Origin of the sequence: Dyadobacter sp. 22481, from assembly GCF_052044875.1 — a bacterium.
Classification (GTDB): domain Bacteria; phylum Bacteroidota; class Bacteroidia; order Cytophagales; family Spirosomataceae; genus Dyadobacter; species Dyadobacter endophyticus.
On the sequence record NZ_JBQENV010000001.1, the window covers coordinates 1,502,918 to 1,524,302 of the forward strand.

A 21,385-nucleotide genomic window follows, 5' to 3' on the forward strand; every position below is an offset into this window, starting at 1 on the left:
AACGCTTTGAACAACAGATTATTTACTTAAATTAGATACCAGTCACCCTATATTCTACAAACCCTATGAAACACATTTTACTGATTGTTCCCTTGCTTTTGTTATATGCTCACATTGCCCTTTCGCAGACACCTACGAAAGGAGCAATTGACGCATTTGCCGCCAGCACCGGCGCGCTGCCTACGATCGATCCCGCTACCGGGTCGCTAAGTTTCCTCCGCTTTCCTGCCCAAAGGGGGCTGCAAATCAACGGTGGTGACGCTCAACAGAAATCGATTAACTTCATTTCACAGTACAAAACCCTATTTGCGCTTCGCCCCGGTGAGGACGAGTTTCGCCTCCGGGAGCAAAAAACAGACAATTATGGCTTGCAAAACATCACATTGCAGCAAACGTATAAAGGCGTGCCGGTATACGACGGCCTGATGAAGTTCCATTATAACAATGCCCAGGCTCTCACCGCTCTCAACGGCAACTTTATTTCCGAAATTAAAGTCAACGTAGTGCCTACCCTTGCCCAGCACGAAGCGGAATCCATCGCGAGCCGGCTCGTGGCAACGCAGCAACTGGGTAAGTCGTCAGTTCCTGTGAAGGTCAATAAAAGCACGCTCTACATTTTTCAGAAAGGGCTCGCCCAGGGTTACAACGGAGCGAAACTCCTTGTGTATGAAGTGGAACTACGTAATGATGCGGATGTACGCGAATTTCTCTACATCGACGCACACAATGGCCAGCTCGTCGAGCAGTTCACGGGTATGCACAATATCACCAGAAAGCTTTACGAAACTTCCGTTACTGTTCCCAATTTAAGGTGGCAAGAAGGCGACGCTTTTCCCGGTACGCTCGATCAATGGCAGCAGTCGGAAGTGGAAAGCTCGGGCTTTATTTACAATCTGATCAAAAATGCATTCGGCTACACTTCTTTCAATGGCGCGGATGCGGCCATGGTCACGATCAATAACAACCCCAGTATCAACTGCCCGAATGCCAACTGGAACGGCTCGACCGCCAACTACTGTACCGGAACGGCCACCGACGACGTGGTGGCGCACGAATGGGGGCATGCTTACACCGAATACACCAGCGGGCTTATTTACCAATGGCAACCCGGAGCACTGAACGAGGCCTATTCCGACATCTGGGGCGAAACCGTTGACCAGCTCGACGGCTACATGGATGCCGGCGAGTCCAACGCCAACCGGACCGCATGCGCAAGTTCAGATCGGTGGCAAATGGGCGAGAAAGCCACCGCTTTCGGCGGGGCACTCCGTGACATGTGGGATCCGACTTGCAAAGGGGATGCCGGTAAAGTAACCGACCCCCAGTACTGGTGTGCCAACTCCGACCAAGGCGGGGTACATAGCAACAGCGGTGTGATCAACCATGCCTACGCATTGCTGGTTGACGGAGGCACTTACAACGGTCAGTCGATCACCGGCATCGGACTCACCAAAGCCGCCCACATTTTCTGGCGGGCGCAATCGGCATACATGACTGCCACAACCGACTTTGCGGCGCAGGCAGATATCCTGGAAGCTTCCGCAACCGACCTGATCGGCGTCAACTTGCTGGGCTTATCGACAGGTGTTTCCGCTCCCGGTGCTTCCGGCCAAATCATTTCTGCCAGCGATGTTGCCGAGCTTGTAAAGGTAATCGCTGCCGTCGAGCTGCGTGTCGAGACCAATTGCGGCTTCACCGCCACGCTAAAACCCGCACCTGCCCTATGCGAAGGTGCCAATGCAGGGCTTGCGATCTTTTATGAAGGTTTTGAATCAGGCCTCGGCGGGTTTACAGTATCTTCGGAAACAGCGTCGGCAGGCTGGTTTAGCCGCCAGTGGCAGCAGGTAGCATCGCCCGGCGGACGTCCCGGTCATGCTGCATTCGGGATCAACTACCAGGGCGGCGCTTGCACCTCGGGTACCTCCCAGGCAGGCATTATCCGCATAGAAAGCCCAGTCATTACGATCCCCGCCGGAACACCCGGCAATCTGAATATGGCATTTGACCATTATATCGCCATTGAAGATACCTGGGACGGTGGTAACATCAAGTTCAGGATTAATGGCGGTGCGTGGACTCTCGTACCCGCCACGGCATTTACAGCCAATGGCTACAATAATTTACTGAACACCTCGGGTGCGGGCAGCACCAATCCGATGCAGGGCCAGCCTGCCTTCACGGGAACAGACCAGGGATCGGTAACGGGATCGTGGGGCCAGAGCCAGATCGACCTTAGTAGTCTCGCCATTGGCCTGGTCGCCGGCAACACCATCCAATTCCGCTTCGAACTCGGCACCGATATTTGTGGCGGTATCGAAGGATGGTATGTAGATGACATCCGTGTGTATTCCTGCGCGGTTACTCCCGCGGTTCACTTTGCGGCAGCAGGTGCTACCATGAACGAAGGAGAAGCAACTACTGTGAATCCGCCGGGCTGTCTTAAATACATCGATCAAGTAGTTACCGTCGGGATAGACAAAGCTCCGACCCAGCCGGTAACCGTTACATTCAATACCCCAACCGGCACCGCCAAGCAAGGGGCAACCGCCGATTATATCATTTCTCCGGCATTCGTCACGCTCGACGCAGGTTCAATGACCAGAACTGTTACCATCCGCATTTTCAACGACGCATATGTAGAAGGGCCCGAAACCATCAACCTCAGCTATGCACTGAATGCCAATGGCGGAAATGGATACGCCGCAAGCACTCTGCAGAATTTCGAGCTGACGATTAATGACGACGATCTGGCACCCGGCAATTACACCGACGAACTGCTGAGTTCCAACTTTAACAACGGCACGCAGGGCTGGAAGCCAATCAATGGGGGCAACTCGTTCCATACGTGGGCAATATCGCAATTCAGCAACGCAGGTTTCGAAGACCTGTCGCCGTTCTTCTTTATGAACAGCGCCATCAACAATGCCTACATTCTTGACGAAATCCTGGAAACTCCTGCCATCAACACTTCCGGAAGGAAAAACATGGTGCTCAGTTTCAGGCAGATTTGGGAAAGACAGCTCGGTAGCGATGCGGAAGTTGGAACTGTCGAAGTGTGGAGCGGCACAGCATGGCAGCCCCTGCTGACGCAAAATGAAGCAACCGGCAATATCGGAAGTCTTTTAGGCTACACATCGGTGGTTAAAGTCTTAAACATTCCGGATGCTTATGCGAATGTCAATATGAAATTCAGGTTCCGTTACACTTCCCGCTCCGAAATATGGTGGGCGATCGACGATGTGAAATTGACGGCCACAAATTCCACCCAGATCCTGACGACGGTCAATACCGGCAACGCAGCGAGGGAATATCTTGGCCCAAATGAAACAGCGGTGTTCTATGACCCGACGAGTGGTAACCTCCTGGCTAAAATCAAGAACCTGAGCTCGCACGATTATGGCTGTACCACAGTCGAGCTTGACCGCGCAGGTATAAACGGAACACCATGGCTCGGAAACTATCAGGTAACTAACAAGACGTTCAAAGTAACACCTACTAACAACAACCCGACCGGGCAATACGAAATCACGCTCTACTACAAAGGATCCGAACTAACCACCTTTACCCCTGCCAACATCCACTCGATGGGTAAAAGCGCGGGCAGCATCACGACAGGTGACGCTGGGACGACGGCCATTGTAGCGGTGGTTTCTGCGCCGGCTTTCAGCGGCGACTTTTCATTTACAGCAACTTTCAACACCGGTTTCTCCGGGTTTGGTCTATCGGATGCTCCTCCGGGAGCTGCATTACCGGTAACACTGGTGAATTTTGAAGGTAAAAACACGTCCGAAGGCAATGTGTTGCAATGGACTACCAGCTCGGAAAGCAACAACGACTATTTTGCGATTGAGGAAAGTACCAATGGCAAAAACTTCGTCGAAACAGGACGGGTGAAAGGTGTCGGCAACGCTTCTTCGGAAAACCGGTACGACTTCACGGATATGGATTTCAACAAAGGCATTACCTACTATCGCCTCAAACAGGTGGATTTTGATGGTAAATATGCTTACAGCCGCATTGTCCCGATCGATGCGCCTTCGGCCGGAAACATCCGGTTCTATCCTAACCCGGTGCAATCGGCGCTCAACATCGAGCTGCCCAACCTGCAAAGTAACTGGGTAAATGCGCGGGTTATAAATGCTTCGGGCCAGGAGGTGATCGTCAGGGAAAAAGCTGCTGTTCAGAATGGCAAGCTGAATATCCACCTGGGTAAGCTGCCAGCGGGTATTTATCAGGTACTGATCACGAACGACAAGGTCAACTACCGGTTATCGGTATTCAAACCCTGACTTAATTGAAGCAAACAAAAACGGGCTGCAAAACATGCAGCCCGTTTTTGTTTTAAGACATTTTAATAAACTTCATCCATCACTTTCGCCAGCCAGTCGGCCACTTCCTTCGCATTCGCGTTCTGGTTATGGATGATCACATTGCCGATTTGGCGGAGCAATACGGGGGAATAGGTCTTTTTGTCGGCGTCGTAAGTGTAACTGTAAAACCGCGTGAGGCCCAGATCTGCGCCGCCATTGAGTGGTTTCGAGAAGCTATCGCCCGAGATCTTGCGGGAGGCATCGATGTATTTATTGAGATCCGCCGTAGCTATTTTGATGGAAGAGATCGTCGTTTGCGAGGTATTCGCGTCCATATCCTCCTTCGAAAGTATCGACTGCAAATCGTTGCCTTTCCAGCTCGTCGGCATGTCGTAGGTTCGTACCTGCCCCTGTTTGTCGATCAAAAAACCTTTAAACTGGTTTCCCCAGGCCTGGTTGGTATAATGTATTTCAAAATAAACTTCCTGCTCATTGGTAACCACAACGTCGTCGGAGCACGAAACGGAAAGCGCAGCTAATGTGCTGAAAAACAGGATCGGGATGATATATTGGGCTTTCATGTTTGAAATAGCTGATTGACATAAAGTTAATCATTTTAGCTGGTTGAACGATCGTCATTACTATCGACTTTCCAACCGCACTTTGACAAGCCATTCTGCTATCTCCTTTGCATCGGAATCCTTGTTATAAATATCATTATCGCCAACGCTTTGAAGCAGTACAGCATGATAGGTCTTCGAGCCTGAATCATACCGGTAGACATAATATGCACTTGCCCCCATGTCGGCACCTCTGTTCGACAGCTCAGTAAAATCCTTGTCGCTTACGCGCTTCATTTTTTTGACATACCGGGCCAGCTCATTTGCGGGTACCGAATATTTTGAAACGGTTGTTTTTGCCAGTCGTTCATCCATTTCAGCCGCAGTAAGTGACCCCGACGACGCGAATTTCCAGTCATTCGGCTTGTCAAATGTTCTCACCCGGCCCATTTTGTCGATCAGCAAACCGTCGTTCTGAAAACCCCAGGCGTAGTTCACGTAATTAACTTCAAAAAAGATCTCCTGGTCGTCGGGAACAGGAAATTCCTCCCCTGAACAGCCCGGCAGCAGCAATGCGCCGGCAATTATGCAAAGAGCGAATAAAAACGATCTGGTTTTCATGACGTTATCGGCTTGTCGTTAAAGTTAGCTAATTTCAACAAGCTGATACCATGACAAACCAGACCGCTAAATGGTTGTTACCCGGTTATTCCACGGCCACATATTTGCCGGAGCACGCTTCGATACAGCCATAACCGAGGGTAACCTTACTTGCCGACAGATCTGAATAGTACCAGATATGCGAAGGCGAAGTTTTATCGATCGGGATCAGCTCGATTCGCTTGTCGTCGAGGACCTTGTAAGCGTTGAACAACGGCACCGACGATTGCCCCACAGCTTTCTTCTCCACAAATTCACCATTCTCCTTAAACTCGATGGTATGCGCAAGCTCGCTCTTCACTTCGTGGTAGGTTCCGCTGCCATCGCCGGGATCAGCCAGGTATTCTACAATCTTCCATTTGCCGACCAGGCCGTTATTTTCTTTCAACGCCCTTTTCGCTGTATCGTCCAGCGGCTCGGAGGGGTCATTTGTACAGGCCATTACCGTCCAAAGCAGCATCAGCGAAAGGAGTAAGCGGGTAGTTTTCATGGGCTAAGAATTAAATTTGTTTCAGTTACTTAGATGCTCCGCTATCCACTTTCGTTGGAACAGCATGTAAATTTTGTAACCACAACAACGCATTTAGCTAAAAGCCGCGCCACTACCTGCCGATCGTCCTGAAGGTCAGATTGATTCTCGGCCCGTTTTGTGTTTTAGACTTGGGAATCCGGTGCTCCCAGGTGTGCTGCAAGTCGCCTTTCATGACAAGCAGCGAGCCGTTTTCCAATGTCAGGCCATATTTCCGGGCGTGGTCGGACCGGTACCTGAACTCGAATCGCCGCTCCTGCCCCAAACTGACCGACGCGATCACGGGATTCCTGCCCAGTTCCTGCTCGTTATCGCCGTGCCAGGCCACTGAATCGTTGCCGTCCCGGTAGTAGTTGAGCAAAACGCTATTGAATGCGAAGCCAGTCTTCTGCTCTATCCGTTGTTTAAGATCGGCGAGTTCGTGCGTCCATGTGTATGGCTCAAACCTGGTTCCGGAAAACGTATATGATTTATCGGTATCGCCAAACCAGGCCATGAGCCTCGGCGCGGTTACCTCCTTGCCGTACATTTGCATGACCTGCTGCCGCCATGGCACGTCGGTAATCCATTGCCGGATGAGCCCCGCGCTTTCGGTCGCTGATACGAAGCCTGGATAATATTCGAGCAGATCCTCGGGGAATTGCAATGCCTCCTGCGAGCCAAACAGACTTAATTGTTTCATGCGGTTTGCTGATGGTTGTGTTCCGAGGCATAACAACAAATATGACAAAAAAGTCTACGCGCCCTACTATACGAGCTCCTCGGTAACCGGCAATGCAACCCGACTTCCCGGCTCCACCCATTGTACTTTTACATTTTGCAATTCGGCTTCGCGGCCCAGGTCCTCCTCCATTTGCGGGAACTGATGGTACATGCCATCCCTATGAAAACCATAATGAATGGGCACCAGCACATCCGCATTCAACAGACGCGTGACGGTGACCGCCTGAATAGGCGTAAGCGTAATTGGTACCGGGCTGGGCACCACACGCGGGATATTCACTACCGCGCCGTTCACCGGCAGGAACACGGCATCGAAATGCTGCCACGTTTTACCGAGTTGCCAGAACTGGTTATGCCACATCGTGTCGCCACCATGCAGAATGCGTTGGCCGTCGGCTTCGATCACCCACGAAACTTGCTTGTCGCCTACACCGTCCATGGCAAATACTGCCGTGATCCTAAAATTACCGATCTGACGCGGCGTGTTCAGCGCGAGCGCCAGAGGGGCAAAACCGTCGTTGCGTACCTCGGCGGCGATCTGCTCGGAGACGACAAAAGTGCCTTCCGGTTTCAGCACCGAGCGGATCGCTTCGGGATCGTAATGGTCGGAATGTAAATGCGTGATCAGTACCACGTCTGCCCGGGTATTTTGTGCAAATTGAACAGGATTTTCGGGTCCGATCGAGGCGCCGCGCTGGTAGTTCTGTACGGCATCTATGAGTAATATCTGTCCGTTAGATTCAATTTTTAGTCCGGCCCAGGATAATCTGTGAAGTTTCATGTGCTATCGATTTTTAGTACATGACAAAAGTATCAGATTTAGATATATGAGAAAAATGATTTATTTTTATCGAAACAATGAATAATACTCATGTTAACACTCCAACACCTTTATATTATTGAGAAGATCACGAGTGAAGGGTCGGTAACCAGGGCCGCCGAGAAGCTCAACCTCACCCAGTCCGCGCTGAGCCACCAGATCCGCGACCTGGAAGCTGCCAGCGGCGTGAGGCTCTTCAACAGGATCGGTAAGAAGCTGGTGCTGAACGAGGCCGGCCAGCGCGTGGTGACGAGCTCGCAAAAGGTGCTCCCGGTGATCCGAGAGCTGGAAGCAGAACTGAAAGAAATGCGCGAAGGCAAAAAGCAAACGATCCGCATCAGTACCGAATGCTATACGTGCTACCACTGGCTGCCCCGGCTGCTGACCGGTTTTCACGAGGATTACCCCGGCACCGACATCCAGATCGTGGCCGAAGCGACCCGGCGCCCTATGGAATACCTCGAAGCCGGCAAGTTGGAACTCGCGCTCGTGAATGGCACCAATGGCAATAGCAGCCTGCATTTCGAACCGCTTTTTGAAGACAGGATGGTAGCGCTGCTTTCGGATAAGCACCCGCTTGCGTTGCGTAATACCCCGCTGGAATTCTCAGACATGCATTCCGAAACCCTGGTGGCATTTCAGATCAGCAGCAGCAGTAACTTGCTTTCGCCCGACCTGGTATCGAATCTTTCCCCTAAAAAAGTCATCCACATTCCCATGACCGAGGCCATTGTGGAAATGGTCAGGTTCGGGATGGGAATTACAGTGATGGCCGAATGGGCCGCCCGCCAATACCTGAGCACAGGCGGACTCAAGACCCTGCCTTTCCGTTCGGAAATCGGTACACGTCACTGGTATGCTTGCACGCACAAGGACCGGAGCGAGCCGCTAGCCGGCCTCGTAGGCAGGATACAAGCTGCATTGTTAGGAACCGAAAATCCGGCTGCCGCCTGAATTCAAGGGATTTCGTAGCCCGAAATTCCCTGCTTTTTCAATTTTTTCATGAGAAGGTTTCGCCCGCGCAGCAACTGCGAGCGCGAAGTACTATCGGTAATGCGCAGTGCCTGGGCGATTTCAATGTGCGAATAGCCGTCGATCAGGTGCAGGTTCACGATCCTTTTGTACCCCTCCGGCAATTGGGCGATCATATCGTTGACGATCCCGAGGCCCAGCATATCGATAATGGAGTTATGGTCATTGGATTCGAAATCCATGGGCGACATGTCCATCGAATGGTTCATCGCTTCTTTCTTGGTGGTACGGTGGTAGTAGTTGATGGCCGTGCGGGTAACGACGGCGCGCATCCAGGATTCTATCGATTCAATGTTTTGCACGTCATGAAGATGCCTGAAAATTTTCACGAACGATTCCTGATAAATGTCCTCCGCCTCCATACGCGTTCTGGCGAAGCGCGCGCAAATGCGCATGAGCTCGGTCCGGAACCGGTTATAGAATAGCGTCTGTGCGCGCGGATCATGATTCTGGCAAGCTCTGACAAGGTCTGTCAGCGTGCAATAGTTTTTTTTGATAGAAGACTTCATGTGCTGAAACGGAGTTGGGTAGTGACTGACTGATGATCTTTGTCCGTTTATACCCTAGGCCATCCAACCTTATCAGCTTGGATCAAAAAAATTGCAAAAAAACAAGGCCGGAAAGCAAAACGCTGCTTCCGGCCTTAAAAAATCAATTCATTCAACTAAAATTTATATGCTACGCTCAATGTTGAGTTTCTGGGCTTCTGTGGGTTTACCGACCAGTAACCTATATAATACTCTTTGCTAGTGAGGTTGTTGACGTTCAATGAAATCCGGAAATGAGTTGCATTGTAGAACACGCTCGCATTGAGCAAAGTGTAGCTTGGAAGCATAAAAACGCCGGTCTTGCTGTTATCGATCACTTTATATTCGCCCGCATAATTTCCGCCAAGGCCGAAACCTGCGTTTTTGAGGGTACCGCTGCTGATCCGGTAAGTAGCCCAGAAGTTGGCAAGGTTTTGCGGCCCCTGTCCACCGATCGCACGGCCGGGTTCGCTGTAAAAATCTTCGGGATCGCCCGAGATCACCTTCGTTCTGTTGTGGCTGAAACCTGCGATAAGATTCAGGCCAGTCGCCGGATTGGCCACCAGGTCGATTTCGAAACCTTTGCTGCCCACTTTTCCGCCCTGGGTGTAATCACGGATATTGGCAGGACTGGGCATTACGCGATCAGACACCTTAATATCGTACACCGAAAGCGTGGCGGCCAGTTTGTCGGAGAAAAGGTTGGTTTTGATACCATATTCCCACTGGTCGGCATGCTCGGGCCGGAACGATTTGACGCGCGGGTTGCTGCCGTCGACATCGGTTACCTGCCGCGGGGCGACGTTGATGAAGGCATTCATATAATTCGCAAAAATCGAAACTTTGTCGGGCACCGGCTGGTACACGATCCCAAACTTCGGCGACAGCGCCCATTGGTCGAAGTCATCGTCGGAAGTGCTCTTCTCGCCTTTCGAATCGAAATAGTCGGCGCGGAGACTCACCATGGCGCTCAATCCTGGCGTGATATTGAGCACATTGGAAGCATATGCACCGAATGAGCTGCTGGTGATATTGCTCGCGCTGTTTTCCAGGCCGGCGAGCAGGTTATCGATCGACGCCTGCGTGAGGTACACGGGAGCGAGCGTGTCGCCCGAGTAGGGGTCCACATAATTTACATCGCCCTGTGGTGACACGTTGCGCGCCGAAGCCCAGCCTGAGCCATTATCGATGACATTTCTTCTGAAATAATCAACCCCTACCAGCAGGCGGTTACGCATGTTGCCGATCTTGAAATCGCCGTTGAAATTCTGTTGGATATCGGTAGTATTGGTCGTTTGCTGCTCTTTGTGGAAATACTGACTGAACCAGTTATCCCCCGACACATCGTCCCAGATGTAGGTGTAAATACCATTGGATTTCACAGTTCCTCTGGAAAAAACCGTCTGCGACGTCCATTGATCCGATAGTTTATAAACTGCCTGCGCCTGCAAATTGAAACGCGGGTTACGAATCGTGAGGTCGTTCGAAGTGAATGAAAGGCGCGGGTTCAGGTTTAATTCTTTCAGATTTTTGAATGGAAGCGGGCTGAAACGGTCAGAATGGAAGAATACCGGCGCAACGGCCCTTTCCTCTTCCAGGATTTCGGTCAGGAAATGCAGCGACAGGCGGTCGTTCACTTCATACGTCAGCGAAGGTGCGATGAAGAACGATTTCTTGAAACCCGCATCCTGAAAGCTGTTTTCGGAATGATAAGCCGTGTTGACGCGCAATGCAATCTTGTCGGCCTTGCTCAACGGAGCATTGATGTCCGCTGTGACGCGGTTCAACCCGAAACTGCCTGCATTATAGCCGATCTCGCCGCCAAACTGGTGGTAAGGCTTTTTGGTAATCGTATTGATCATACCGCCGTAGCTATAAAACGCACCGCCGAAAAGCGTACTTGAAGGCCCTTTGATCACCTGGATTTCCTCCACGTTCGCCGGGTCGAGGTTACCGCTCGTGAGGCCGGGAAGGCCGTTGTAAAGCGTCGGCTGCGCATCGAAACCACGCAATGCGAAATAGGAGGCCCCATCCCCTGCCCTGCCTGTCGACTCCCAGGTACGCGAGATGCCCGGTACATTGCGAAGGGCGTCGTCGTAGTTGGTAATGCCCTGCTGCTTCATGATTTCCGATGAAACCGTGTTATAAACCTGCGGGTTTTCCAGCTTTTTCAAGGGGATTTTGGCTACGATCCCATTCTCACGGTTCAGGTTGCGGGCCGAAACGATCACCTCCTGCAACTGGGCCGAGTTTTCTTTGAGGGTAAAATCCAGCGAAGTAGTGCTGCCGGCCGCCACTTCGATCGTCTGTTCCTGTTTTTCCAGACCGATGAAAGATGCCACCAGCTGGTGCAAGCCGGGTTGAATATTCCTGATCTGGTATTTACCGTTCCGGTCGGTCAATGCGCCTTTGGCAGTACCCTTCACGCTCACAGTAACGAGCTCCACCGGCTCGCCATCGGAAGTGCGCACCGATCCACTGATCGTACCGTTTTGCGCAAATGCCTTTGCAACAACGAAATAGAATATTAATGCGAGTAGAAATAGCTTTTTTGTCATACCGTTATGTTAGATTTGGCTCAAAAATATTATTTAAACTAAATCTAAACAACAAAATATAGCAAAGAACTTGGCTTATTTCGCCCGCTTAGGGATGCGGGAGCCGGAGATGTTATTTCAACTTACCCGAATTCACGTAAAAATCAGACAAGAGCAAAAGAAACTCGTCCTTGCGGCGCCGCGAAACTTCGATTTCGGTGTTGTCGCTCATCCATACCTGCCCGCCGTCGCCTTTGACATACCGCTTAATGTGTTCGAGGTTGATGATGTTGGATTGATGTACGCGGAAGAAATAGTAGTTATCAAGAATTTCCTCATATTCTTTCAAAAGGCGCGAGACGACGATCGCCGGGCCTTTCACGAGGTGGAATTTGGTGTAGGAACCGAGCGACTCGCATTGGATAATGTCAGTCATTTGCACAAAATGGATACCCTCGGCGGTAGGCAATGCGATGCGCTGATTGTCATTACGTTTGCGCGCGACCAGTCTCGGCACACGAACCGGGTCCAGCTGCTCCTGCAAAATCTGTAATTGCTGGGGGTTCACGCTCCCTACCCTGTCCCGGAACTTCGAGACGGCCGTTTGGAGTTCATCCGGGTCAATGGGTTTAAGCAAGTAATCGATGGCACTGAAACGGAATGCCCGGATGGCATATTCCTGGTATGCAGTGGTAAAAATGACCCCAAAATTGACCTTTTCGAAGCTGGAAAGGAGATCGAAACCGCTTTTGCCGGGCATTTGAATGTCCAGGAATATCAGGTTAGGCCGTTGCTTCCGAATCAGTTCGATGCCAGAATCGGCGTTCCGCGCTTCGCCGCAAACTTCGACTTCCGGGCTCACGATCCGGATCAGATTGGTGAGCGCCTCCCTGGCATTGGTTTCGTCGTCGATAATGACTGCGCGTAAAGATTGGCTCATAGCTTATACGTTTTCAATCGGGATTATCATTTTGACCAGCGTTCCGGCCGGTTTGTTTTGGTCATCAAAAAGATCGATCATTTCAATGCGGGCTTCGCTGTCCTTCTGCCTCAATGCTTCAAATATGCCCCGCGTCATCTCCTGCCCCCTCGAAATGTGCCCCTCCGTCCGAGGTGAAAAGTCCCGCCCGACCCCATTGTCGCCGATCGTACAAATAATGTGGCGGTCGCTCAAACGTGCCGTGATCGTCAGTTTTTTCTCGCCTTCCTTGGGCATCAGCCCGTGCCAGATCGCATTCTCCACGTACGGCTGCAACAGCATGGGCGGCAGCAGGGCATCGAGGAGCACGTCATTTTCTTCTATTTCAAAAGTATAGGTAAACTCGTGATTGAACCGGAAAGACTCGATCTCGACATACATCCGCAGCGTGTCGATGATCTTCTCGAACGACAAATACTGGTGGTTTGAATTTTCCATAATACGCCGCACGAGTTTGGAAAACTTGGAGAGGTACTTTGCCCCCTCGACCCCCCTGTTAGTGAGCAGGTAATTCTGCACCGAATTGAGCGAGTTGAACAGGAAATGCGGGTTCATTTGCGACTGCAATGCTTTGAGCCTCCATTCGGTGATTTGCAGGTCGAGCCGGTTCCGCTCCGCGAGGGTATCCACCCGCCATCGCATCATGGCGACGATCAACCCGGCGATCGTAAGGCCGATAATCACCCTGAAAAACCACGTATTGGTAAAGTAAGGCCGGATCGTTAGCTGGATCACCAACGGTTCCTTGCTTGCATTACCAGACGCGTTGCTGCTGCGCACGCGCAACGTATAGGTGCTAGCGGGCAAATTCGCGAATGAAACGGTATGCTCGTTGCCGATGTCCGTCCAATCGTCGTTATAACCCTCGAGCTGATAGCTGAACCGATTTTGCGACGCCGGTTCGAAATTCAGTGTGGTGAAACTGAAATTGACAGAGTTTTCGTCGGGTTGAAGCACGATTTTGTTTGCCGTATCCTGAAAAAGCTTTTTCCCCTTTACCTCCACGGAAGCCAGCGCGATCCCCGGCGACCGCACGCTACCCCCGAGCTGTTTCATATCGAGTATATTCAAAGTATTGATATACCCCAGCAACAATTCACCGGGTGCATTGTAATAAAAACCCACCGGCGCGTTGCTGCGGAGGCCATCGATAGTCGTAAGATAGCGAACCGAGCGCGTTTTCGGATCCGCGACATGAATACCCTCATTGGTACTGAACCAGAACCGGCCGTCTGGCGTCTCTGCGATATCTGCACAATAGGTATCCATTAAAGTACCCGACTTGAAATCGAAGGACTGCCTGATCATACCATTGGGCGCTATCTTGGAAACGCCACCCCAGCTGGCCACCAGAATGGAACCATCGGGTGCCACCTGAATACCGTTGATGCAATCGCCTCCCAACCGCCGGCCCTTATTCACCGCCAGCTCCTGAATATTTGTAAATGCAGCTTTCTTTTCATCAAAAAAGAACAAACCACGCGAGCAGGCGGCAATCCAGATTCTCCCGTCAGGTGTTTCACGGATGCCCTTGACATAATTCTGGTGCACCAGTTTCCGTCCCTCTTCGGGCGCCCACAGATGCAGCTCCTTGTTGGTAACCGGGTCGAATACTTTGAGTCCTTCATTCAGGTTCGCGATCCACAAACGGCCTTTGCGATCCAGCAGCCCATCCCTGAAATCGACGTTTCGGGAGGGCACCGTTCCTGAATGCCAGGGGCGGAAGCGACCCGAATTGACATCACCTGTAAAAACCCCTTTCTCGGTAAACACAAACGCCTTTCCGCCGATCGTCCTGACTTTGTTGGTGAAAGCCTCTTCCTGATCGAAGCGGTAAAGTTTGAACCGGTTCGCGGAAGGCAGCCAATGCAGCACTCCTGAATGCGAAAGGCCGAGCCAGTAACCACCGCCCTCGGCAGGCTGGATGCTCGATACCTGCACGGGCTGGCGTACCACGTCGGCTGGTATCGCCACCGTGCGAACCCCTATATTCCGATAACGGTATTTGAATATGCCGTCGCTCGTACCTATCCACAGAATCCCATTGGTATCGTCGTCGTACATATCCTTGATTCGAATGCCTTTATTATAAAATTCGGGAAGATGGTACAGCTCGTTCCGCTCGGGGTAATAGACACTAACGCCGTCGTTCGTTCCGACAAAAATCAGTTTACGGCCGTTCTCGTCACGGGATTCCCGGGCGCAAACGACATCATTCTGCTCAAAGCCAGCCTTCCGTATCGAAAAGCTGTGATCGGAAGGCGAATATTTTATTAAACCATATTCATAGCCCCCGATCCATAAATTACCCGCGTCGTCCTGGGAACCACGGCTCAGGCGGATACTGACGCGGTTTTCAGGATAAATCGATGCCGGCCCCAGCACACACACCAGCTTATCCGCTTTACGGTCATAATAATAAAGCCCCAATTCCGAAACGATCCACAATACACGTTGGCGGTCTTCGAAGAAGCTGGCATACTGGTACACATCGCCGTCACCGGAAGCGGCAAAAGTATAGCGGAAAAGCTTCTTTTTGGCTATATCGTATCGCTGCACGGAAGTATAATCACAAACCCACATCTGATCATATGAGTCCACCGTTCCCTGCTCGTGAAGGTCGTTACCTGTGTCCTGGTCGTCATAATTATTCTGCACCAATGTGGTCACTTCCATCGTGTTGCGATCGATTCGGGCAATGCCGCGGGTGTCTACCGACGTGTACAAATCGCCTTTGGAATCGGCCGACACGCCCGAGCAATATCCGAGTTGCAGACTGTCCAGGCGCAGGAACGAATAACCATCGTACCTGCAAAGGTTACGCCCGGTACCGATCCACAGAAACCCCCGGCGATCCTTATTGAGGCACCAGACGTCGTTAGAAGGCAACCCTTCCTTTGTGGTAAGATGTTCGAGCGTAAGAACGGGCATCTGTGCACAGACGCTCCGGCTGAGCAAGAAAATGAGGATCAAAAGACCGGTAATCCGCATGCGGGTTCAGGAAAGCTGAGCAAATAATATCTTTAAGCGCAACAGCCGGGCTTCTTACTGCTTCAATTGTACGACGGTAAGATGCTGCCCCACCCAAATCGGTCCGCGACGCTGCGCATGATGCCGGGCAGGTCTTCCGCGGGCGCGGCTTTTCGCAGCCTCCGCGTTTATTTTTTCGACATAACAGAGCGCGAGCAAAGCTGCAAAAGTAAGGTAACCTAAAAGTGTCTTCATAAGCGCATGTGCGACCGGCGTTCAGAAAAATACGAGGCTCAGCAGGATGATTACCGTGATCAGCAATAATGCAATCCAGTCGAACTCCCGGTCAAAGAATTTCCTGATCTCCCCTTTCGCCAACCTCCTCCCCTCTTTTTTTACCGGGTTACCGCCTCTTTCCATACGCCTGCTGTTGATTTGATTGATTGATATCCTAAAAATCGCCATAAACGCCGCGCAAATGTTTATGGGTTCAAATCTGGCGCCCCTATCCACATAGCTGGCGGAAAACATCTGATATCCGGAACTACACATCACCGCGGCTTTTCTTCCGCTCTGCGAACATTATGCCCCTCCCACGGCCCATCGCCTACCTAGAGCCTGCATATTACCGGGATATGAAATCAAAAAAATTTAAATTTTTTTAGACGTTTAAATTTCTAAATCTGAGCCCATTGCGAAATTTCCTGCATTTGAGCCCAAAAAATAGTGCTCTCAAAATTTGTTTGGTAAAATCCCAATTGTACTTTTGCACCACGATACGGCGAAACGAAAAACAAAAAACGCCAGCAGCGACACTGATTGTTAACTTCCTATGAAGTGCATCAGCAAGCCCGAAGCGCCAAGTTTTTCGAAGCACCAACATCGGAATGATTCCGTAGCTCAGCTGGTAGAGCAATACACTTTTAATGTATGGGTCCTGGGTTCGAATCCCAGCGGGATCACTGAAAGCGCCTCAAAGGGCGCTTTTTTGGTTTAAATTGTTCTGAAAATCAGCTTGTTTCAAAATTTTTGAGTCATTCCTGATCAAAGTAACCTATCCGATTCGGTTACCGTTTCGGTTACCTATCTGATTTTCTAAATTAGGTAACCGAATTTCCAAAAATAGCTTGTGTGATGTGGTTTTGAGGAAATCGATGCGTCGCCTGCGGGAAGTCCCCTCAGGGAACATTAGATCACTTAAAAATGTGAAGGATGAAAAGCAATCAGAAACTTTCGATCCTCTTCTGGCTATTCAAAGCCAAAACAACCAAAGACGGCAAAGCGCCGATTTATGTCCGGATTACCATCGATGGTCTCGATGACGAAATCTCTCTCGGCAAAAAAGTGCACCCCGATGACTGGTGCAACCAAACTAAAAAAGTGACGGCCTCAGGAATGGAAGCCAAACTGATCAACATTGCCATCGATCAGGCGCGCACTTCGCTGACTTCCCAGTTCATGGTGCTGCAATCGCAGTTTGAATGCATTACGCCTACTATGCTTAAAAACGTCTTCAAAGGCAAGCCGGTGGAGGACAAAGTCGATACCCCCAAGCAAATGTTGAAGAAGCAGCAGACGCTGCTTCAAGCATTTGATGAGCACATCGAAAAATTTGAATTGATGGTTCAGCGCGGAATGCGTTCAGACAATACGCTGCGGCATTGGCGAAAACTTAAAAGGCATATTACCGCTTTTATCAAGTTTCAATACAAAACGTCGGATTTGAATTTTTCGGAGCTATCAGGCCTATTTGCAGAAGAGCTTTACGAATATCTGACGCTTCACAAGCCTAAACCACTCGCGGAGGTATCTGCACGCAAAGATGTGAAGTGGACAAGGCAGATAGTTAAAATCGGCGTCAAAAAGGATTTCATAACGCGCAACCCGATGGAAGGTTTTAAATGCTCCGGCGGTGATGTTGAAGTAATCCCGTTGGAGTTTGAACAGGTGGAAAGAATCCATCGAAAGAAGTTGCATGTTGAAAGGCTGGCCGAAGTGCGTGACGCCTTCATCTTTCAGTGCTTTACCGGCTTTGCTTACCAGGACATCTATGGGCTCACACGGGATAGCATTACGCTTGTCGGTCCGAAAAGAGAAAGGTGGCTCGTCCGGAAACGCGGGAAAACGCAGATCGGCGAAATGGTGCCTATACTGCCGATTGTCGAGGAGTTGATTGAGAAGTACAAGGACCATCCCTACTGCGTAACCCACGATAAACTGATTCCTGTCAACAGCAATTTCAGGTACAATACTTATCTGAAAGAACTAGCGGACCTCTGTGATATTCGGGATACTACGGGAAGCATCAGGAGGCTGGACACCCACGACGCCAGACACTTCTTCGCTGATATGATGCTCAATAACGGTGTACCCTTAGAGGATGTTAGCAAAATGCTCGGCCATAGGAACATTCGCACGACCATGCGCTATTGCCGGGTTAGAAAATCGCGCATCAGCGAGAATGTAGGGCTAGTAAGAAATAGATTGTTTACCAAAACGGGCAAGCTTCGACAAGCTTCCTAAGCGTCAATAAATAGAGCTATTTAACCCGCTCGCCCGCATTCAACTGTTGGCGGCCGGGCCGGTAGAAGAAGTCTATCAGACTCCAGCCTTCTATTTCACGGCTCATTTTATTGAATCCCGTCTCAAAAAATATCACTATAAGGCTCCAGCCTGCCCATCGAAGGCGTCCCAAAGGGCGCCTTTTCTCGCTCAACATTTCATTTTTTACTCCTCAGCTACAATTGTGTCGATTACAATTCGATAATTAGAAGAGTCATAGCCCTTCCGAAGCCATACATAATAGAATTCAACCCAAATCCAAATTTTATCAACAGAACTATCCCTACAAATGAAGGGGTAGTTCCTTGGCAATAATGAAATGGCCGTACAACTGGGCAGTCACTAGTTGCATACTTTTGAGTCTGGGGATTGCAAATATTTCGAGGACAGTCACAATTGATCCGTTGCACACATTTCGAATAAACAACACCATGCACACACTCAGTCAGTAAATCATCTAATGGAACATTTAAAAGACGTAATTCTCAACCATTGATGCCTGCCAAATAATCTTACCTGTTCATTTCACATTATTAATCAACTTCAAGACCAATGAAAACAAAACAACTACGCTCAACAAAAACGATTACTTCCGCGTTGTTCGCAGCAGCGATGCTTTTTAGTTCCGCCTCGGTTTTTGCCCAGGTAAAGATTGGGTCAAACCCGACGACGATTACTCCTAATGCCAATCTGGACGTGGAAGGAGTCAGCAACAGGCATACCGTAGTGATGAAAACCGGCCACGTTGGTATTGGCACTATTACGCCTGGTGCCACGCTTACGGTCCGGGCTGTCCAAGATTTAGACTTACCTTTTGCACGTAATATTGTTGCCCTCTTTGATCCGGTCGGAGGCAATAATTTCGATTCAACTGCTACCATTGGAGTGAATGGGGGACGTGCGTTATTTGGTTATGAGGTCGATGGTCAACAGGGTAAATATGCCTTTCTACGAGGAAACCAAGCCACCGATATTCGTTTGCAAGTGGTGGACGCAAACTCGGTGTTATATCCAAATCCACTGGTGATATCAGCCCGTCCGACCATACTTGGTTTCATTGGCATTAACAACGAATTCCCACAATCCCAGCTCGATGTTCGGGGAACTACTAAAATCTTGCCAACCTCCGCTGTGCAAACTGGTAGCATTTGGAACGGCACTTCTAATATGAGCGGATTTGAAGTAATCAATAATCCAAATGGTGATGCATTCGTTGGTATTCAACGTACCCAAGGCCTCTCGGCTAACCTGCATTTGGGCAAAGCCGCTGGTGCAGCTGTAAACTCAGCATTTTTAGCGTACTATGTTAATGGTGCTAGCGTCGGTGGCATTTTGTACAACGGCGCAGGAGTGAACTATGTTACCACTTCGGATCAACGCCTGAAAGAAAACATCCGCACCACTAAATTCGGACTGGAAGCCTTGAAAACAGTCAAAGTGTACGATTACAATTTTAAAGCAGATCAAACCAAATCACTTTCTACTGGAGTGTTGGCACAGGAATTACACAAAGTATACCCGCAGGCAGTTACCGTAGGAGGCGCCGATGCCAAGACTAACCCCTGGCAGGTAGATTACAGCAAACTTGTGCCTATGCTGGTAAAATCAGTACAAGAGCTGAACCAGACAGTAGAGTCTCTCAACCAGAAAGTGGGATCCTTGGAAAGCGAAAAAGCGCAGTTGAGTGCAGAACTCAATGAGCGTGTAAACAAGCTCGAGCGCCTATTGAGCACCGGGGAACATGTAAAATCGCTGAGCTCCACTTCTCCTCCATCTGGATCGGTTGGTAAATAAAGCAGTTATGCTCAAATGCTATTTACCCATAACAAAACAGAACAATGGAGAAAATATATAACAATTCTTCGGTAGGAAATGGCTGGATTGCTGCATTGGCAGCGGTAACCTTGCTTGCATCGCCTCTCATAGCCTTTGCACAGGAAGGAAGCCAGGGCAATACCACCATCTTTGGCGGCGCGGAGATGACCTTCTTTGCCGACCACAATTTTGCTACCGGCGGCGGCGGTGCCCAGCCGGGCGTGATCCTGACCGACCGCGCGGCAGGCAACTTCGGTGTCCTCAACTTTTCAGGCACAAACCTGGTTTCCACCAATGCGTCGAATGCGGGATATGTAGACGGCTATGTACGCAAGTATGGAACAGGAGAATTTATCTTCCCGGTCGGCGATAACGGTAACCTGGGACAGTTTGCAGCTTCGGGAGATGGAACCATGGGTGCCTATTTTCATTCAGATCCTAATACTGCTGTAACCAGCAACCTTTTCACAGGTACCGATTACACTGCGCTTCCGACGGGCGGGCCATTTGCCACGAGCAGCGTGGGTGATAATGTCGACGTGGTAAGCACGGTGGAGTACTGGGATATTGACGGAACCAATGCAACCCCGCTCACTTTGACATGGGATGCAGGCAGCAACATTGCAACCTTAACCACCAGCCAGCTCAATAAATTAACCATCGTAGGTTGGAATGGAACTCAATGGGTGGCGATCCCTTCCAAGGTGGATGTTACATCCATTTTAGGAGGGGCCAGTGACCTTGGAGTCGGGTCGATCACGACGACAGCGGCCATAGCGCCCAACACCTATACTGCGTACACTTTCGCTTCACTCTTTGTCCCGCTACCGGTTACGCTGGCACGTTTTAATGCAGTCAAAGAAGGGAGCACTGCCCTGCTAACCTGGTCGACCACAGAAGAGACTAACAGTGACCGTTTTGAAGTAGAGCGTAGCCGGGATGGTAACGACTGGGGATACGTCGGAGCAGTCCAATCGACGGGGGAAAGCAAAACGCTGGTAGATTATCATTTTGTAGATGCCCATCCGTTGGCCGAAGAAAACCTGTATCGCTTGAAAATGATCGACCGTGATGGCACGTTTGCGTATAGCCGTATCCGGAACGTTCAGTTTGAAAATTTGAAGAAAGGGGTTGTATATCCCAATCCGGTGATTGATAAATTGTTCGTCAAGGACTTGGCCAAAATTGTAAGCATGCGGATCCTGGATGTGAACGGCAAAGTCGTCCTTCGGTCAGGAACCCTTAAAGACGGCGGGATCGATATCAGCAAATTAGCAGCAGGGTTACACGTGGTGGAAATCACCTGGCCATACGGTGAAAAAACGACCCAGAAGATCCTGATACAGGAATAGATTGATAGA

At 50.3% G+C, this 21,385-nt stretch carries 16 protein-coding genes and 1 tRNA gene; 6 read left to right on the top strand and 11 right to left on the bottom strand.

The features are described 5' to 3' along the window. Positions 1 to 65: 65 nt before the first annotated feature. Positions 66 to 4,289, top strand: coding sequence for a M4 family metallopeptidase (locus ACTJJJ_RS05785; protein WP_426294450.1), 4,224 nt, complete (start codon positions 66 to 68; stop codon positions 4,287 to 4,289). A 62-nt stretch (positions 4,290 to 4,351) separates the two neighbouring features. Here the strand turns inward: ACTJJJ_RS05785 and ACTJJJ_RS05790 are convergent, their stop codons facing one another. From ACTJJJ_RS05790 to ACTJJJ_RS05810, 5 genes are all read right to left on the bottom strand, one after another. Continuing rightward, a complete protein-coding gene (locus ACTJJJ_RS05790; RefSeq protein WP_426294449.1) occupies positions 4,352 to 4,891 on the bottom strand; it encodes a hypothetical protein in 540 nt (179 codons plus the stop codon). Positions 4,892 to 4,951: 60 nt separating this feature from the next. Then, positions 4,952 to 5,491 (bottom strand): hypothetical protein, encoded by a 540-nt coding sequence (locus ACTJJJ_RS05795; protein ID WP_426294448.1) that lies wholly within the window; start codon positions 5,489 to 5,491, stop codon positions 4,952 to 4,954. Positions 5,492 to 5,576: 85 nt separating this feature from the next. After that, positions 5,577 to 6,020: a hypothetical protein gene (locus ACTJJJ_RS05800; protein ID WP_426294447.1), complete on the bottom strand. Its 444-nt coding sequence runs from the start codon at positions 6,018 to 6,020 to the stop codon at positions 5,577 to 5,579. A gap of 112 nt (positions 6,021 to 6,132) precedes the next feature. Continuing rightward, positions 6,133 to 6,741 carry an alpha-ketoglutarate-dependent dioxygenase AlkB family protein gene (locus ACTJJJ_RS05805; RefSeq protein ID WP_426294446.1) on the bottom strand — a complete coding sequence of 203 codons (609 nt, stop codon included), beginning with the start codon at positions 6,739 to 6,741 and terminating at the stop codon, positions 6,133 to 6,135. Positions 6,742 to 6,807: 66 nt separating this feature from the next. Further along, complete coding sequence (locus ACTJJJ_RS05810; protein WP_426294445.1) at positions 6,808 to 7,563, bottom strand: MBL fold metallo-hydrolase; 756 nt, start codon at positions 7,561 to 7,563, stop codon at positions 6,808 to 6,810. Between the two features lie 90 nt (positions 7,564 to 7,653). Here ACTJJJ_RS05810 and ACTJJJ_RS05815 point away from each other — a divergent pair, with 90 nt between their 5' ends. Then, positions 7,654 to 8,556, top strand: coding sequence for a LysR family transcriptional regulator (locus ACTJJJ_RS05815; RefSeq protein ID WP_426294444.1), 903 nt, complete (start codon positions 7,654 to 7,656; stop codon positions 8,554 to 8,556). A gap of 2 nt (positions 8,557 to 8,558) precedes the next feature. Here ACTJJJ_RS05815 and ACTJJJ_RS05820 read toward each other — a convergent pair whose 3' ends face one another. The 6 genes from ACTJJJ_RS05820 to ACTJJJ_RS05845 all read right to left on the bottom strand — a co-directional run bounded on the left by ACTJJJ_RS05820 (position 8,559) and on the right by ACTJJJ_RS05845 (position 16,067). Beyond that, complete coding sequence (locus ACTJJJ_RS05820; RefSeq protein ID WP_426294443.1) at positions 8,559 to 9,143, bottom strand: RNA polymerase sigma factor; 585 nt, start codon at positions 9,141 to 9,143, stop codon at positions 8,559 to 8,561. 155 nt (positions 9,144 to 9,298) lie between these two features. Next, complete coding sequence (locus tag ACTJJJ_RS05825; protein ID WP_426294442.1) at positions 9,299 to 11,719, bottom strand: TonB-dependent siderophore receptor; 2,421 nt, start codon at positions 11,717 to 11,719, stop codon at positions 9,299 to 9,301. Positions 11,720 to 11,831: 112 nt separating this feature from the next. Next, the gene (locus tag ACTJJJ_RS05830; RefSeq protein ID WP_426294441.1) at positions 11,832 to 12,638 is read right to left on the bottom strand and encodes a LytR/AlgR family response regulator transcription factor; all 807 of its coding nucleotides are present in this window, start codon (positions 12,636 to 12,638) and stop codon (positions 11,832 to 11,834) included. Positions 12,639 to 12,641: 3 nt separating this feature from the next. After that, complete coding sequence (locus ACTJJJ_RS05835; RefSeq protein ID WP_426294440.1) at positions 12,642 to 15,668, bottom strand: two-component regulator propeller domain-containing protein; 3,027 nt, start codon at positions 15,666 to 15,668, stop codon at positions 12,642 to 12,644. 54 nt (positions 15,669 to 15,722) lie between these two features. After that, positions 15,723 to 15,902: a hypothetical protein gene (locus tag ACTJJJ_RS05840; protein ID WP_426294439.1), complete on the bottom strand. Its 180-nt coding sequence runs from the start codon at positions 15,900 to 15,902 to the stop codon at positions 15,723 to 15,725. A gap of 21 nt (positions 15,903 to 15,923) precedes the next feature. Continuing rightward, positions 15,924 to 16,067, bottom strand: coding sequence for a hypothetical protein (locus tag ACTJJJ_RS05845; RefSeq protein WP_188929690.1), 144 nt, complete (start codon positions 16,065 to 16,067; stop codon positions 15,924 to 15,926). Positions 16,068 to 16,536: 469 nt separating this feature from the next. Here ACTJJJ_RS05845 and ACTJJJ_RS05850 point away from each other — a divergent pair. From ACTJJJ_RS05850 to ACTJJJ_RS05865, 4 genes are all read left to right on the top strand, one after another. After that, positions 16,537 to 16,609 (top strand) — tRNA-Lys (locus ACTJJJ_RS05850). Positions 16,610 to 16,859: 250 nt separating this feature from the next. Next, the gene (locus tag ACTJJJ_RS05855; RefSeq protein ID WP_440701624.1) at positions 16,860 to 18,170 is read left to right on the top strand and encodes a site-specific integrase; all 1,311 of its coding nucleotides are present in this window, start codon (positions 16,860 to 16,862) and stop codon (positions 18,168 to 18,170) included. Positions 18,171 to 18,761: 591 nt separating this feature from the next. Further along, positions 18,762 to 20,003 (top strand): tail fiber domain-containing protein, encoded by a 1,242-nt coding sequence (locus ACTJJJ_RS05860; RefSeq protein ID WP_440701625.1) that lies wholly within the window; start codon positions 18,762 to 18,764, stop codon positions 20,001 to 20,003. Positions 20,004 to 20,047: 44 nt separating this feature from the next. Continuing rightward, complete coding sequence (locus ACTJJJ_RS05865; protein ID WP_440701626.1) at positions 20,048 to 21,376, top strand: T9SS type A sorting domain-containing protein; 1,329 nt, start codon at positions 20,048 to 20,050, stop codon at positions 21,374 to 21,376. The last annotated feature ends 9 nt before the right edge of the window (positions 21,377 to 21,385 follow it).

Coding starts and splice junctions, on each gene's coding strand:
- ACTJJJ_RS05830 (WP_426294441.1), bottom strand. CDS start 12,638: ATGAGCCAATCTTTACGCGCAGTCATTATCGACGACGAAACCAATGCC.
- ACTJJJ_RS05840 (WP_426294439.1), bottom strand. CDS start 15,902: ATGAAGACACTTTTAGGTTACCTTACTTTTGCAGCTTTGCTCGCGCTC.
- ACTJJJ_RS05805 (WP_426294446.1), bottom strand. CDS start 6,741: ATGAAACAATTAAGTCTGTTTGGCTCGCAGGAGGCATTGCAATTCCCC.
- ACTJJJ_RS05815 (WP_426294444.1), top strand. CDS start 7,654: ATGTTAACACTCCAACACCTTTATATTATTGAGAAGATCACGAGTGAA.
- ACTJJJ_RS05860 (WP_440701625.1), top strand. CDS start 18,762: ATGAAAACAAAACAACTACGCTCAACAAAAACGATTACTTCCGCGTTG.
- ACTJJJ_RS05845 (WP_188929690.1), bottom strand. CDS start 16,067: ATGGAAAGAGGCGGTAACCCGGTAAAAAAAGAGGGGAGGAGGTTGGCG.
- ACTJJJ_RS05855 (WP_440701624.1), top strand. CDS start 16,860: ATGAAAAGCAATCAGAAACTTTCGATCCTCTTCTGGCTATTCAAAGCC.
- ACTJJJ_RS05790 (WP_426294449.1), bottom strand. CDS start 4,891: ATGAAAGCCCAATATATCATCCCGATCCTGTTTTTCAGCACATTAGCT.
- ACTJJJ_RS05865 (WP_440701626.1), top strand. CDS start 20,048: ATGGAGAAAATATATAACAATTCTTCGGTAGGAAATGGCTGGATTGCT.
- ACTJJJ_RS05810 (WP_426294445.1), bottom strand. CDS start 7,563: ATGAAACTTCACAGATTATCCTGGGCCGGACTAAAAATTGAATCTAAC.
- ACTJJJ_RS05820 (WP_426294443.1), bottom strand. CDS start 9,143: ATGAAGTCTTCTATCAAAAAAAACTATTGCACGCTGACAGACCTTGTC.
- ACTJJJ_RS05825 (WP_426294442.1), bottom strand. CDS start 11,719: ATGACAAAAAAGCTATTTCTACTCGCATTAATATTCTATTTCGTTGTT.
- ACTJJJ_RS05785 (WP_426294450.1), top strand. CDS start 66: ATGAAACACATTTTACTGATTGTTCCCTTGCTTTTGTTATATGCTCAC.
- ACTJJJ_RS05835 (WP_426294440.1), bottom strand. CDS start 15,668: ATGCGGATTACCGGTCTTTTGATCCTCATTTTCTTGCTCAGCCGGAGC.
- ACTJJJ_RS05800 (WP_426294447.1), bottom strand. CDS start 6,020: ATGAAAACTACCCGCTTACTCCTTTCGCTGATGCTGCTTTGGACGGTA.
- ACTJJJ_RS05795 (WP_426294448.1), bottom strand. CDS start 5,491: ATGAAAACCAGATCGTTTTTATTCGCTCTTTGCATAATTGCCGGCGCA.